12 protein-coding genes are annotated in these 14,853 nt (G+C 58.0%); 5 read left to right on the forward strand and 7 right to left on the reverse strand.

Annotation, left to right across the window (positions count from 1 at the left end):
• Positions 1 to 63 precede the first annotated feature (63 nt).
• The 3 genes from OTG14_RS12565 to aegA all read right to left on the reverse strand — a co-directional run bounded on the left by OTG14_RS12565 (position 64) and on the right by aegA (position 3,845).
• The gene (locus OTG14_RS12565; protein WP_048989367.1) at positions 64 to 1,107 is read right to left on the reverse strand and encodes a DUF1176 domain-containing protein; all 1,044 of its coding nucleotides are present in this window, start codon (positions 1,105 to 1,107) and stop codon (positions 64 to 66) included.
• Positions 1,108 to 1,208: 101 nt separating this feature from the next.
• Complete coding sequence (gene nudK, locus OTG14_RS12570; RefSeq protein WP_032646762.1) at positions 1,209 to 1,802, reverse strand: GDP-mannose pyrophosphatase NudK; 594 nt, start codon at positions 1,800 to 1,802, stop codon at positions 1,209 to 1,211.
• A gap of 66 nt (positions 1,803 to 1,868) precedes the next feature.
• Entirely contained in the window at positions 1,869 to 3,845 is a 1,977-nt protein-coding gene (aegA, locus tag OTG14_RS12575) for a formate-dependent uric acid utilization protein AegA (RefSeq protein WP_048989331.1), read from the reverse strand.
• Between the two features lie 152 nt (positions 3,846 to 3,997).
• Here aegA and narQ point away from each other — a divergent pair, with 152 nt between their 5' ends.
• Both narQ and acrD read left to right on the forward strand, forming a co-directional pair.
• Positions 3,998 to 5,692 (forward strand): nitrate/nitrite two-component system sensor histidine kinase NarQ, encoded by a 1,695-nt coding sequence (narQ, locus tag OTG14_RS12580; RefSeq protein ID WP_267215145.1) that lies wholly within the window; start codon positions 3,998 to 4,000, stop codon positions 5,690 to 5,692.
• A 142-nt stretch (positions 5,693 to 5,834) separates the two neighbouring features.
• Positions 5,835 to 8,948: a multidrug efflux RND transporter permease AcrD gene (acrD, locus tag OTG14_RS12585; RefSeq protein WP_267215146.1), complete on the forward strand. Its 3,114-nt coding sequence runs from the start codon at positions 5,835 to 5,837 to the stop codon at positions 8,946 to 8,948.
• 109 nt (positions 8,949 to 9,057) lie between these two features.
• Here acrD and ypfM read toward each other — a convergent pair whose 3' ends face one another.
• Positions 9,058 to 9,117: a protein YpfM gene (gene ypfM / locus OTG14_RS12590; RefSeq protein WP_015572204.1), complete on the reverse strand. Its 60-nt coding sequence runs from the start codon at positions 9,115 to 9,117 to the stop codon at positions 9,058 to 9,060.
• 387 nt (positions 9,118 to 9,504) lie between these two features.
• On the opposite strand from ypfM, the gene OTG14_RS12595 reads away from it, so the two are divergent.
• The 3 genes from OTG14_RS12595 to OTG14_RS12605 are packed head-to-tail and all read left to right on the forward strand — an operon-like array spanning position 9,505 to position 11,215.
• On the forward strand, positions 9,505 to 9,855 hold the full coding sequence (locus OTG14_RS12595; RefSeq protein ID WP_024907571.1) for an ArsC family reductase: 351 nt from the start codon (positions 9,505 to 9,507) through the stop codon (positions 9,853 to 9,855).
• A 10-nt stretch (positions 9,856 to 9,865) separates the two neighbouring features.
• Complete coding sequence (gene dapE, locus OTG14_RS12600) at positions 9,866 to 10,993, forward strand: succinyl-diaminopimelate desuccinylase (RefSeq protein ID WP_267215147.1); 1,128 nt, start codon at positions 9,866 to 9,868, stop codon at positions 10,991 to 10,993.
• Positions 10,994 to 11,017: 24 nt separating this feature from the next.
• Positions 11,018 to 11,215, forward strand: a complete 198-nt coding sequence (locus tag OTG14_RS12605; RefSeq protein WP_014171111.1) for a YpfN family protein — start codon at positions 11,018 to 11,020, stop codon at positions 11,213 to 11,215.
• A gap of 38 nt (positions 11,216 to 11,253) precedes the next feature.
• On the opposite strand, the gene ypfH is transcribed toward OTG14_RS12605, so the two are convergent.
• The 3 genes from ypfH to ypfJ all read right to left on the reverse strand — a co-directional run bounded on the left by ypfH (position 11,254) and on the right by ypfJ (position 14,838).
• On the reverse strand, positions 11,254 to 11,949 hold the full coding sequence (gene ypfH, locus OTG14_RS12610) for an esterase (RefSeq protein ID WP_048991268.1): 696 nt from the start codon (positions 11,947 to 11,949) through the stop codon (positions 11,254 to 11,256).
• Between the two features lie 73 nt (positions 11,950 to 12,022).
• On the reverse strand, positions 12,023 to 13,969 hold the full coding sequence (locus OTG14_RS12615; RefSeq protein ID WP_248165342.1) for a tRNA(Met) cytidine acetyltransferase TmcA: 1,947 nt from the start codon (positions 13,967 to 13,969) through the stop codon (positions 12,023 to 12,025).
• A complete protein-coding gene (gene ypfJ, locus OTG14_RS12620) occupies positions 13,969 to 14,838 on the reverse strand; it encodes a KPN_02809 family neutral zinc metallopeptidase (RefSeq protein WP_023308754.1) in 870 nt (289 codons plus the stop codon). The genes OTG14_RS12615 and ypfJ overlap by 1 nt, the downstream gene beginning before the upstream one ends.
• Positions 14,839 to 14,853 lie beyond the last annotated feature (15 nt).

The raw sequence follows: 14,853 nt of genomic DNA on the forward strand, positions 1-14,853 counted from the left end.
ACCCGGCCTACGGTTCGGGCTTTTGTAGGCCGGGTAAGGCGAAGCCGCCACCCGGCAGAAAAGCTACCGCGTAATCCACAGCGTGGGCCAGGCATCTGGCCCATTCCAGTTGTCGCAGCTGGGCTCCTCGGCGTAGCGCACCAGGCGGAAACGCTGGCCGTCAAAACGCCAGCGCGTCTGGATCCCACAATCGCCCATACCGCGTCCCAGCGCGAGCGTTGTCAGCTCGCGCGTCTTCTCATCGAAGCTGGCGTTCATCAACTCCATCTCACTGCCGTCGCTTGACGGCGTAAACGGCAGACGCAGCCTGACGCTGCGGGCGGTGAACGGTTTTTCACGTGATACCAGCCACGCCAGATCGACCGTGTTATAGGCCCCCGCCTCGCAGCTGACGATCAGCAGCGCTTTGTCATCGGTTAACGCGGTGACGCGCACTTCCCGGCGGTTAGGATCCAGCGAACACTGGCTGCTGTTCATCCGTCCGGTACCATAGTCCAGCAGGTCGTTCAGTTCGGCGTGGGAGAGTGGCGTCGGGGTCGGATTGACAACCGCCACCTTTTTTAAGGCGGGTGCGGGCGGAACGCTTAACGGCGGATCGTCACCTTTCTTGATCCACGCGGTTTCGCTGCCGACGCGCTTTTGCTGCGCATCAATGAACAGCAGCGCGGCTTTCAGACCGCTCAGTGAAATGACCTGCTTACCGCCGCGCAGGGTCAGGGACTTCCCTTCCTGGATGTTTTTCAGAAAGGCGGTGATGGTGGCCGCATCGTCCGTTTTCAGATGCCAGGGCGTGAGCTGCCAGCGCTGTTTGTCGAGCTTCAGAGGAATGTTATCCAGCAGCAGGCGGGGAGCAATCTCAGGCTCTTTAACGGAGGGAGTATCAAGACCGCCGAGATCGATACGCAGCGTGGCATCCGTTTTCGCCCCGGCGCTTCGGGTGAGCGTCATGACCAGACCACGATGTTCGCCCGTGTTGCGGGCAAGGCAAAAGTTCTGGTTATTGCAGGTCACCTGCCAGTCAGAAAAGGCTTGCTGCGCGGGTGCAGCCCGCACCTGCGGCGCGAGGAGCACCCAAAACAGGGAAAATAAAAAGACGCTGTAGCGCATGAATGACACAATCCCGGAACGAAAACGCATAACTGGGCAGTATCTTCGTGTTCCCGCCGGGGTTGCTCAATCGGATTTATCAGATATACCCGAAAAACAGGCTATATCCGTTCGAAAGGGGTATTCATCAGCCCGGTAGTCTGTAAATACTGCAGTAATATCACCGCCTTACCGTCCCTGATTTCTCCTGTTCGCACCATCTCCAGCGCTCGGGCAAAAGGAAGCTCCAGCACTTCGATATCTTCATCCTCGACGCCACCGCCCCGGTGAGTGCGCTGCGCGTCGCTGTATTCCGCGATGAAGAAATGGACGATTTCCGTCACGCCGCCGGGCGACATAAACAGCTCGAAGACCTTTTTGACCTCGCCCACTTCGAAGCCGGTTTCTTCAACGGCCTCTTTGCGGATGCAGACTTCCGGTTCATCATCATCGAGCAGGCCCGCGCAGGTTTCAATCAGACGTCCGTCAGGGTTGCCATTGACCCATGTCGCCACCCTGAACTGGCGGATCAGCACCACGCTCCGCTTTTCACGGTTATAGAGCAGAATAGTTGCTCCATTGCCACGGTCGTAGACCTCGCGTTTGTGGCGGATCACTTCACCGTTGTTACGTGTAAGATCATAGGTGATGTTACGCAGGACAAAGTAGTTTTCAGAGAGAATTTTGTCTTTGATAACGTCAATTTTCAGGGTCATACTGGCTCCACGACACAATGAGTCGTCCTATACTACGCCGTGAATCCCGCTTTGTCGCCCGCCGGTTTAATGATGTTTTGGCGCGTTAACCCCAAGCCAGTCGAGTATCCCTTGCGCCGCATGACGCCCTTCCGCCATGGCGGTCACCACCAGATCCGCGCCGCGTACCGCATCGCCCCCGGCGAAGATCTGCGGGTTAGTCGTCTGGTAACGGTAACGGCTCTCGACGGAGGCTACGATCCGCCCCCAGTCATCCGTTTCGACACCCTGCGCCTGCAGCCACGGCATCGCGTGCGGGTTAAAACCAAACGCCATGATGACTGCATCCGCGGCCATCACGAACTCACTGCCCGCCACGGGAACCGGTCGCCGCCGTCCCTGCGCATCCGGCTCTCCGAGTTCGGTACGCAGCATCCGGATACCGTTGACTCTACCGTTCGGATCCAGCGTCAGCTCAACCGGCTGGACGTTAAATTCAAACGCCGCGCCCTCTTCTCTGGCGTTCTTCACCTCTTTCTTCGAGCCCGGCATGTTGGCCTCATCCCGACGATAGGCGCAGGTCACCTTCGCCGCACCGTGGCGTAACGCGGTGCGGACGCAGTCCATGGCGGTATCGCCCCCGCCAAGCACCACCACGTTTAAGCCATGGGTGTCGATGAACGGTTCGCTGGCCGTCGCCTCCAGCCCCATAACATGCCGCGTGTTGCCCACCAGGAAAGGCAGCGCGTCATAGACCCCTGGCGCGTCTTCATGCGGGATACCCGCCTTCATCGAACGATAGGTTCCCACGCCAATAAACAGGGCGTCGTAATCGTGCTTTAACTGCGACATCGACACGTCCTGGCCCACCTCGCAGTTCAGCTCGAAGCGGATCCCCATCGCAGTAAATATCTCTCTGCGCCGCGCGAGCAGCGATTTGTCCAGCTTGAATGCCGGGATGCCAAAGGTCAGCAATCCACCGATTTCCGGATGCCGGTCATAGACCGTCACGCTCACGCCGCGACGCGCCAGCACGTCGGCGCACGCCAGCCCGGCAGGCCCCGCGCCGACAATCGCGACACGTTTATCTGTCGGCGTGACGGCGGACATATCCGGCCGCCAGCCCATCGCCAGCGCCCGATCGGAGATATAGCGCTCGATGTTACCGATGGTCACGGATCCCGCCTCTTCACGTATTGCGCAGGCCCCTTCGCATAATCGGTCCTGCGGGCAGACGCGGCCGGTAATTTCAGGTAAACAGTTGGTCTGATGAGAAAGCTCGACCGCGCCGGCGATATCCCCCGCGTTGAGGCGCTCAATCCACTGTGGGATGTGGTTATGCAGCGGGCAGGTCCATTCGCAAATGCTGTGCTCTCCGCATTTCAGGCAGCGCGACGCCTCGCGGGCGGCCTGCCCGTCCCGGAACGGCAGGTAAATTTCGTTAAAATGGCTTACGCGCTCTGCGGCAGCCAGTTTATCGGGCTCGCCGCGTGGCGCCGTCCCCTGCATCTGCTGCAGTTTGGTGCGCGGAGCATCTTCTCCGACGGCCTCCGCATGCCAGGGCCGCGCCTCCAGGCAGGCCGTGCGCTGTCGGCGCGATTTCGCCAGATGATCAAGGACAGCAGGCGTCGCCAGTGAGAGGACATCTGCCGGGCAATTTTCGATACAGGCCGGGCCGTGTGGCCGCGTCAGACAGAGATCGCATTTATTCGCCGAGGCCTTCACGCTGCCGTTGTCGAGCGGGGTGACGATAATCTCCATCGTGCCAAACGGGCAGGCCACCACGCAGGCCTTACAGCCGATGCATTTTTGTTGATTCACCTGTACGCTGTCATCGCATTTGCTGATGGCACCGTTCGGGCAGCTTTGCGCGCAGGGTGCATTTTCACAATGATGACAGGTCACGGGGCTGCTCTTCTCACCGGATCTCAGGACCGTAATACGGGGATGAAAATGGCGCTCGCTCAGGACATGCTGCTCATCGTTGTGCGCCATCACGCAGGCCACTTCGCAGGCGCGACACCCGATGCACTGCTGGCTGTTAGCCATAATAAAACGATTCATAACCACACCTGTTTTTGGTTCAATAACCTTTCTCTTTATAAGAGTATGGTATTTACGCATCACGGCGCGATCGGGCAATGTTCAAATGCCCGGAATGCCCAATTATTTCCAGTGAACCTGTGGCAGATCAATTTTATTCAGAGAGCCGTTCTGTGACCGTTAAACGACCCGTTTCCGGAAGCCTTGCCTGGGCTTTCTTTTCGATCATTGTCTTATCCGTGCTGACCAGCACCGTCGCGCTGCTGACGCTGGCCAGCAGCCAGCGTGATGCCGAAGCCATTAATATCGCCGGCTCGCTGCGCATGCAGAGCTATCGTCTGGGCTACGAGATGCAGCGCAACAGCCCTTCCCTTGCTGCACATCGCGAGAGCTGGCAACAGACGCTCGGCGCGCCTGCGCTGCAGAAGCTGAACCGCTGGTACGTTCCGGACAATGTTAAAGCACGCTACCAGCAGCTGCACGTGGCCTGGCAGGAGATGGATGCTCACATCGCCCGCGGCGACAGCGCGTGGTATCAACACAATATTGAAGATTTTGTCGGCCGCATTGATGCCTTTGTCCTCGCCCTTCAGCACTACACCGAACATAAAATTCAGACGGTGACCCTGCTTTCCCTGGCAGGCGCTCTCGGGATCCTGCTGCTGACGCTGTTTACCCTGCGACGCATCCGTCGCCAGGTGGTGCTGCCGCTTAACAATCTGGTGGCGGCCAGCGAACGGGTTGAGCGCGGGGAATTTGCAACCCCGGCGCCGGATTCCGCCCTGCCGAATGAGCTGGGCCAGCTCTCCCGCGCCTTCAACCACATGTCCGCCGAATTAGATACGCTCTACCGTTCGCTTGAGGCTTCGGTCGCGGAAAAAACGCGGCACCTGCACGAAGCCCACCAGCAGCTCGACATGCTGTTCAAGTGCTCGCAGGCGCTGAATACCGGCCAGATAGACAGCCACTGTTTCCGGCATATCCTGCAGATTGTCCATGACTATACGCAGATGAATTATCTGGAGCTGCGCACCAGCGACGACTGGCGGCTGTGTGAAGGGAAGGAGTCCAGGGGGATCCCTCTACAAAACCTGCCGGTACTGATGCAGGACACCCTTTACGGCGAGCTGCGCTGGCAAAGCGAAACGGACAGCGTCCCCCTTCCGCTGATGCGAAGCGTGGCGACCATGCTCGGGCGCGGGCTGTACTTTAACCAGGCGCAAAAACATTACCAGCAGCTGCTGCTGATGGAAGAGCGCGCCACCATCGCCCGCGAGCTGCACGATTCGCTGGCGCAGGTGCTGTCGTATCTGCGCATTCAGCTTGCGCTGCTCAAACGCGCCGTGCCGGAGGAAAATACTCCGGCGCAGACCATCATCTCCGACTTCTCCCGCGAGCTGAACAACGCCTGGCAGCAGCTGCGCGAACTGCTCACTACCTTCCGCCTGACGCTGAACCACGCGAATTTACCCGCGGCGCTACAGGAGTCCCTCGACGTCCTGCAGAGCCAGACGCAGGCTAAGCTGCATCTCGACTGTCGCCTCTCCTCGCTGGCGCTGGACGCGCAAAAGCAGGTGCATCTTTTACAGATCGTGCGTGAGGCCGTGCTGAACGCCATTAAGCACGCGCAGGCCAGCGAAATCGCGGTGAACTGCGTGACGGCAGCGAACGGTACGCACTGCGTCAGCATTCGTGACAACGGGATCGGAATTGGCGAGGCCAGCGAGCCGCCGGGACACTACGGGCTGAACATTATGCGTGAACGCGCGCAACGGCTTGGGGGAACACTACACTTTTCACAGCCGCAAAACGGCGGCACGCTGGTCAGCGTGACGTTCCCGGTGCCCACACCGTTAACAGGTAAATAACGGTAAAGGGGCAAGCGCAGGGAAAAGCGCATGATAATTTACATTATCTCCTTTATTTCTCCACGTTTGACCTGGCCCTTACCGCTAAAGTTATGCGGGCAATAAACAATAATGACGTGCAGCAAAACGAGGTCACACTTTCATGGCGAATTTCTTCATCGATCGCCCCATTTTTGCCTGGGTGCTTGCCATCCTGTTGTGTCTGACAGGTGTCCTGGCGATTACTTCACTTCCCGTTGAGCAATACCCCGACCTGGCACCGCCGAACGTGCGCGTCACCGCCAACTATCCCGGCGCGTCGGCACAAACGCTGGAAAATACCGTGACGCAGGTTATCGAGCAGAACATGACGGGTCTGGATAACCTGATGTACATGTCCTCGCAAAGTAGCGCCACGGGTCAGGCGACGGTGACCCTGAGCTTTAAGGCGGGTACCGATCCGGACGAAGCGGTACAGCAGGTCCAAAACCAGCTGCAGTCGGCCATGCGCAAGCTGCCCCAGGCGGTGCAGAACCAGGGCGTGACCGTGCGTAAAACTGGCGATACCAACATATTGACCATCGCGTTTGTCTCGACAGATGGCTCGATGGATAAACAGGACATCGCGGACTACGTCGCCAGTAATATTCAGGATCCTATCAGCCGGATTAACGGCGTCGGGGATATCGACGCCTACGGCTCACAATACTCCATGCGTATCTGGCTCGATCCCAACAAGCTGAACAGCTACCAGATGACGGCAACCGACGTGACGGATGCCATTAAAGCCCAGAACGCCCAGATTGCAGTGGGGCAACTGGGGGGAACGCCTTCCGTTGATAAGCAAGCCCTGAACGCCACCATTAATTCGCAATCCCTGCTGCAGACGCCGGACCAGTTCCGCAATATCACCCTGCGCGTGAATCAGGACGGGTCGGAAGTGCGTCTGGGCGATGTCGCCACGGTGGAAATGGGGGCGGAGAAATACGACTACCTGAGCCGCTTTAACGGCAATCAGGCCTCCGGCCTGGGGATTAAACTGGCCTCCGGCGCGAACGAAATGGCGACGGCGAAACTGGTGTTAGATCGTCTGGACGAGCTGTCGCAGTATTTCCCGCACGGGCTGGAGTATAAAGTCGCCTATGAAACCACCTCCTTCGTTAAAGCGTCGATTGAGGACGTGGTGAAGACCCTGCTGGAAGCCATCGCGCTGGTGTTCCTGGTCATGTACCTGTTCCTGCAAAACTTCCGCGCGACGCTGATCCCCACCATTGCCGTCCCGGTGGTGCTGCTGGGGACCTTTGCGGTGCTGTACGCGTTCGGGTACAGCATTAATACCCTGACGATGTTTGCCATGGTGCTGGCGATTGGCCTTCTGGTGGATGATGCCATCGTGGTGGTTGAAAACGTCGAGCGCATCATGAGCGAAGAAGGACTCACTCCGCGCCAGGCGACGCGCAAATCCATGGGGCAAATTCAGGGGGCGTTAGTCGGGATTGCGATGGTGCTGTCGGCCGTCTTTATCCCGATGGCCTTCTTTGGCGGCACTACCGGGGCGATTTACCGTCAGTTCTCGATAACCATTGTCTCGGCGATGGTGCTCTCCGTGCTGGTGGCGCTGATCCTCACCCCCGCGCTGTGCGCCACCATTCTGAAACCGCTGCACAAAGGGGAGCATCACGGTCAGAAAGGCTTCTTCGGCTGGTTTAACCGGATGTTCAACCGCAACGCCGCGCGGTATGAATCTGCCGTCGGTCGCGTACTGCATCGCAGCCTGCGCTGGATGATGATTTACGTTGTGCTGCTGGGCGGCATGGTCTGGCTGTTCCTGCACCTGCCCACCTCGTTCCTGCCGATGGAAGACCGGGGGATGTTCACCACCTCGGTGCAGCTTCCGAGCGGCGCAACGCAGCAGCAGACGCTGAAAGTGGTCCAGAAAGTAGAACAGTACTTCTTCACCAAAGAGAAAGATAACGTGGTGTCGGTCTTCTCCACCGTCGGCTCCGGTCCGGGCGGGAACGGTCAGAACGTCGCCCGCATGTTCGTCCGTCTGAAGGACTGGGACGAGCGCGATACCAGAACGGGAACGTCATTTGCCATCATTGAACGTGCGACTAAAGCCTTTGCGCACATCAAAGAGGCGCGCGTCTTTGCCAGCAGTCCGCCGGCGATAAGCGGGCTGGGCAGTTCTGCCGGTTTCGATATGGAGCTGCAGGATCACGCAGGGGCGGGCCACACGGCGCTGATGGCGGCACGCGATAAGCTGCTAGCGCTGGCGGGCAACGATCCGGGCCTGACCCGCGTTCGCCATAACGGTCTTGATGATAGTCCACAGCTCCAGGTGGATATCGATCAGCGTAAGGCACAGGCGCTGGGCGTCTCGATCAACGATATCAATGACACCCTGCAGACGGCGTGGGGCTCGAGCTATGTGAATGACTTTATGGACCGCGGCCGCGTGAAAAAAGTGTATGTCCAGTCCGCCGCGCCGTTCCGCATGCTCCCGGACGATATAAACCGCTGGTTTGTCAGGAATAACGCTGGCGGCATGGTGCCATTCTCCGCCTTTGCTAATTCGCACTGGGAGAGCGGCTCGCCGCGCCTGGAGCGCTATAACGGCTATTCTGCGGTTGAAATCGTCGGGGAAGCCGCGCCGGGCGTCAGTACCGGTACCGCCATGGACACCATGGAAAAACTGGTGCAGCAGTTGCCCGCCGGTTTTGGTCTCGAGTGGACGGCCATGTCTTACCAGGAGCGTCTCTCCGGGGCGCAGGCCCCTGCGCTTTACGCGCTCTCTCTGCTGGTGGTCTTCCTCTGCCTTGCCGCACTGTATGAGAGCTGGTCGGTCCCGTTCTCGGTCATGCTGGTGGTACCCCTTGGGGTTGTCGGTGCGCTGCTGGCGACCTGGATGCGCGGCCTGGAGAACGATGTCTACTTCCAGGTGGGCCTGCTCACCGTTATTGGGCTGTCGGCGAAAAACGCCATTCTGATCGTTGAGTTTGCCAACGAGATGAATGCCAAAGGCCACGAGCTGATGGCCGCTACGCTGCACGCCTGCCGTCAGCGCCTGCGTCCGATCCTGATGACGTCGCTGGCGTTTGTCTTTGGTGTTCTGCCAATGGCAACCAGCACGGGCGCGGGCTCCAGCAGCCAGCATGCGGTCGGGACCGGGGTGATGGGCGGCATGATTTCGGCCACCATTCTGGCCATTTACTTCGTTCCGCTGTTCTTTGTGCTGGTGCGTCGCCGCTTCCCGCTGAAGGAACGTCCTGAGTAAGTGGTTGAAATAAAAAAAGGCGGCTTTATCGGCCGCCTTTTTATTGTGTGATTAATTCACACTATGGTTATTTTACTTATTTTAGTGCTCTTGCAATTCTTACTGAATGTCATTTACGAAGCATGCCTTCGATAAAATCTTTCCAGTTCCCCAGTTCACGTTCAATCATAACAACCTCTCTTATTATTATGCGCATTCTACAAAAACGTACCATCATTGTGAAGACTATTTAACCAATTGCTGTGATTGTACCCCACGTCCTGCGGGGATTTATGATAAATATGAACGGAGAGCCCTCAATTTTTTGTGACGGCCAGCAATATTTTGAAATAACCCTACGGACGGGTGAGTTTTATTTTATTGGCTGACTTTATTGGGTTTTTAAAGTTTATGGACATCTATGCTTAAATGATGAAAGAATATTCAGCGTACAGTTGTGAGTCGAATTAAGAAGACACATTAATCCAGACGATTCCTGAATGTGTTATATTCCACTTAAGGATATATCTTCGAATTTACTGAACATTTAATTATCAGAACATCAAAAGGATTCACCATGGTTGTGATGTACGGCATTAAAAATTGCGACACCATCAAAAAAGCCCGCCGCTGGCTGGAAGCAAACAGCGTGGAGTACCGCTTCCACGATTACCGTGCCGATGGGCTCGATGCAGAATTCCTGCATAGCGCTATTCGCGAACTGGGCTGGGAAGCCCTGCTGAATACCCGCGGTACCACCTGGCGTAAACTGGACGACTCTCTGCGCGCCAGCATCAAAGATGCCGACAGCGCGGCAAAACTGATGCTCGAGATGCCGGCAATTATCAAACGCCCATTGCTCTGCGCGCCAGGGCAGCCTATGCTGCTGGGTTTCAGTGAAACCCTTTATTCCGACTTTTTTCGTTGAGGTGTAGTTTATGTCATGCCCGGTCATTGAGCTGACTCAGCAGCTTATTCGCCGTCCTTCCCTTAGCCCGGACGACGCAGGTTGTCAGGCTCTTATGATTGAACGCCTGCGTGCCATCGGTTTTACCGTTGAACGCATGGATTTTGGCGATACCCAGAACTTCTGGGCGTGGCGCGGACAGGGCGAAACGCTGGCCTTTGCCGGGCATACTGACGTCGTTCCCGCCGGTGACGCGGATCGCTGGATTAACCCGCCGTTTGAGCCGACCATTCGCGATGGCATGCTGTTTGGTCGCGGCGCGGCAGACATGAAAGGCTCTCTGGCGGCGATGGTCGTAGCGGCAGAGCGCTTTGTGGCGCAGCATCCGAACCACAAAAACCGTCTCGCGTTTTTGGTCACCTCCGACGAAGAAGCCAGCGCCCATAACGGTACCGTAAAGGTCGTTGAAGCGCTGATGGCGCGCAACGAGCGTCTCGACTACTGCCTGGTCGGTGAGCCGTCCAGTACCGAAGTGGTGGGTGATGTCGTCAAAAACGGGCGCCGTGGCTCGCTGACCTGTAACCTGACCATTCACGGCGTTCAGGGGCACGTTGCGTATCCGCATCTGGCCGATAACCCGGTACATCGCGCTGCGCCGATGCTGAACGAACTGGTGGGCATCGAGTGGGATAAAGGCAACGAATTCTTCCCACCAACCAGCATGCAGATTGCGAACGTCAAGGCCGGGACCGGCAGCAACAACGTGATCCCGGGTGATTACTTCGTCCAGTTTAACTTCCGCTTCAGCACCGAACTGACCGATGAGATGATCAAGGCGCGCGTTATCGCCCTGCTGGAAAAATATCAGCTGCGCTACACCGTGGAGTGGTGGCTTTCCGGCCAGCCGTTCCTGACGCAGCGCGGTAAGCTGGTGGATGCGGTGGTGAACGCCATCGAGCACTATAATGAAATTAAGCCACAGCTGCTGACAACGGGTGGCACTTCAGACGGACGCTTTATCGCCCGTATGGGCGCCCAGGTTGTCGAACTGGGGCCAGTAAACGCAACCATTCATAAAATAAATGAGTGTGTCAATGCGGCAGATTTGCAACTGCTGGCCCGTATGTATCAACGTATTATGGAGCAACTCGTCGCCTGACGAACGCTCTGAGAGGAATAGCGAATGGATTGGCTTTCAAAGTACTGGTGGATTCTGGTGTTGGTTTTTCTGGTTGGCGTATTGCTGAACGTGATTAAAGACCTTAAGCGCGTTGACCATAAAAAATTTCTCGCCAACAAACCGGACCTTCCCCCGCACCGTGATTTTAACGATAAGTGGGACGATGACGACGACTGGCCGAAGAAAGACCAGAAGAAGTAATCGGTCTGTATCCCCTCTCCTGTGGAGAGGGGATAACCTCACATAAACTCAACAATATCATCATTATCCGGCTTACCGCCGCTGAGCGCTTCATCAAAGTAGTGCTTCGGTACGGTATAGCGCAAACGATCGAGCGCGAACTGCATGCTGCGGTCGTCGATGGCGTGGCCCAGATCGTCAACGATATCCAGCGTCACATCCCCACCTTCGCGAATCAACGCTTCCTGGGCAGCAACCGCATGCGAGAGCTCGATCACCCGGTCTTCGCCGCCGTGGATCAGGTGGATCGTGGTCTGCGTGGTTGCGCTTGTCGGTAACGTCGCAAAACGGCCGTTAAACGCGATTACCCGTGAAACCAGACCCGGCTGCGCTTTAACGCTTTCCAGCGACATGATTGACCCCTGTGAGAAGCCAATCAACGCGGTCGCGTCGGCACCCACGCCGCTCTGCTGTTGCCAGTAGCGGACGATATCGATAAAGGTGGGCATGATGGCATCGATGCGCGCCTGACGGTTCTCTTCCGTCACGCCCTGAACCGAGAACCACTGGCGTCCGTTCGGACCGCATGGCTCAACGCCACCGATGCTTACAATCAGCGCTTCGGGGAAAACGGGCGCAAACCAGCTGCCAATCTGACCCATATTGACGGCATTATCGCCAACACCATGAAACAGAAGCAGTAACTGTTTAGCCGGTTTGTCAGGGCTTTGAACAACAAAATGGTCGTGTTTCATGGTGGTCTCCTTAATAGATGACCTGGATTCTACGCCTCCCGGCGGGAATGACCATGCCACTTTACTGAAGAAGTCATTGAAAAAATTGCCATTGCAAAATGGCTTCCTTCAACCGCTGGCAGCGCGGATAATCAAGGCTTTCAAGCGCTTGCGCGGTTTCACTGCGCAGCTTTGCCAGCAACGCTTTTCGCCCGACCTCATCCGCTTTTCCTGCCATTTTCCCCCGTAGGGCCGGAAGCGGCATATCAACGGTGAGCAACAACCGCGTCAGCGCGGCAACCGAGGTTGAAAACGCCCGATGGGCAAACGCAAATCCCGCCAGCTCCAGCCAGTCGTCACTATTAAGGGTAGCTTCCCAGCCGTCTTCCACCGGGATCTTTTCACCGTTCCGGGCCGACAGGACGCGCATATCCCGGCACAAACGCTGATGTTCCTGCGCGCACAGCTGACGCCCGGCTTCGCTCAGCGGCAGCAGCGCCATCGCCGTGTAGCAGCCGCTGCTGGCTTCCCGATGGCTCCCCATCCGCACCAGAACAAACCCACATTGATGCCAGAAATGCCACAGCTCGTCGGTATAACCGAAACTCACCGAAAGATAGTCTTCCCCGCTGGCGCTACGGATAAGCCGTTGCCCGATGCCTTCCCGCTGGCGCAGGGGGTGAACCGCAATGCGGCTAACCCGTCGCCCTTTCAGCGTCGCCGCGAGTGGCGATCCGCCGTGCGCCGCCAGCGACTGCGCCACGAGATTCCCGCGTGGACGCCGGTATCCCGCCCACACGGCGCGGCTAAGCTCAGGGGACAGCCCGCCCTCTTCCACCAGCCAGAGCGCGCCTGCAATCTCTGCCTCCGTTCCGGCAACAGCAAAGTGCTGGCCGGGCGCGTCCATCATCCGGCGTAAATCGAGCGGTGAAGTACGGTAGTGTGCAGCACACAGCAGTTCATAAACGCTTGCCACGCGTGCCGGGTCACTCTCCCACATCCGCGGCGCCAGCGGCGTTATACGCACGTCGCCTTCCGGTTTGCGATCGATAAGCGCATCATCAAATAACAGTGCATTCGCCACGAATCGCTCAAGCGGGCATCCGGCAGCCCAGCGAATGGGGGTCGATAAGGCATAATGCCGCAATCCGCTAAAACGGGCGCAGAACTTCAGCAGGAATCCCCTGCCCGTCCCCTCATAGCCCTGGACCGTGGTGGTTAACACTACGCGCGGAAAACGCGTCACCAGCTTCTCCAGCAGCGGACCAGGGATCGCAGCCGCTTCATCGACAATCAGCCAGTCAGCCTGGCGTGAAGAGGCCAACAGCGCGTCCGGAGCCATAAAGTGGAAATGCTCGCCCGCAAAGCGCGCAATGACATCCGTTGCCCCTTTAGCCGGTGCCGTGACCAACGCACTCCCCTGAATGCGACTGAGCAGCATCCCCGCCAGCGCTGACTTTCCGCGTCCGCGCGGTGCCGTTACCGCGGCAATGCCCGCAGGCATGGTCAGAAGCACGTCGAGGATCTCCGCCTGCTCGCGCTGCGGTGCGCCGCTGGCAGGCTGCCAGGCGGGTAAATCCGGCGCAACGGGAACGGACAAGGGACGATACTGATGCCAGACAATCGCATCCGAATCGGCGGCAAGCGTCCGGCAGAAGTGGTGCACAAAGTGTGGAGTGGCGATCGGCTCCGCGCTGTCGCTCCAGCGCAACGAATCGCTGTCAGGCCTGTCGGCCCAGTCAGCAAGCGGCGGAACTCGCAGCACCAGAAGGCTTCCGGCGCTCAGCGTTCCGCTCAGGGCGGCAAAGGCGGCGACATCAAACCCGGTGCTGGCGTCAAAAACGGCATGCCGGAACTCGCGTCCCAGCAGGCCGCTGATGGCTTTTGAAGGATGTTCGTCAAGCCTTACCCAGTCTCCGGGCAAGGCGTCACGCAGGGCAACCGCCTGGCTTAACGTCCACTGCGCCTCACCGCTGAGCACCACCAGCCGACGATGGCCGGTGCGCTCAAGCTCGCGTATCAGCTGATCAAACGCCAGCATTACATCGCTTTGCCGAAGGTATTACACTGCGCCGGGTCGCCGCTGTCGAAACCGCGTTTAAACCAGCTGTAGCGCTGCTGTGAGGTACCGTGAGTGAAGCTGTCCGGTACGACGCGCCCCTGGCTCTGCTGCTGAAGACGGTCGTCACCGATCGCCTGAGCGGCATTCAGCGCCTCCTCAAGATCGCCGGATTCCAGCACGCCCTGCTGCTGCATGCTGTGACCCCAGACGCCCGCGAAGCAGTCCGCCTGCAGCTCCATTTTGACGGACAGGCGGTTCACTTCCGCCTGAGACGCATTTTGCTGCAGCTGGCGTACTTTTGGCTCAATCCCCAGCAGCTTTTGCACGTGATGGCCAACCTCATGTGCGATCACGTAGCCCTGAGCAAAATCACCGTCGGCACCAAGCTTGCGTTTCATGTCATCGTAAAAAGAGAGATCGATATAGACGGTACCGTCTGCCGGGCAGTAGAACGGCCCCATAACGGATTGTCCGGTGCCGCATCCGGTGCGGGTTGCCCCCCGGTACATCACCAGCTTCGGCTGCTGGTAGGTACGCCCCATTTTCTCAAACAGCTGACTCCAGGTGTCTTCTGTTGTGGCGAGAATAACGGAGGTAAATTTGGCCGCTTCATCTTCATTCGGGCTGATGGAGCGCTGAGAATGCTGCTGCTGTTGCAGCGGCTGACCGGTCATCAACCCGGTGAGGTCAACGCCGTAGTAACCCGCGACTAACACCACAATCAGCAGGATGATGCCGCCCTTGCCGCTGGGTAACCGGAAGCCGGGCCCCCCCATTGAAGGACCGCCGCCACCATCACTGCGTCTGTCTTCTACATTGTCACTTTCACGACGCCCTTGCCAGCGCATAACCACCTCGAACTA

Source organism: Enterobacter pseudoroggenkampii (assembly GCF_026420145.1).
Classification (GTDB): Bacteria; Pseudomonadota; Gammaproteobacteria; order Enterobacterales; family Enterobacteriaceae; genus Enterobacter; species Enterobacter pseudoroggenkampii.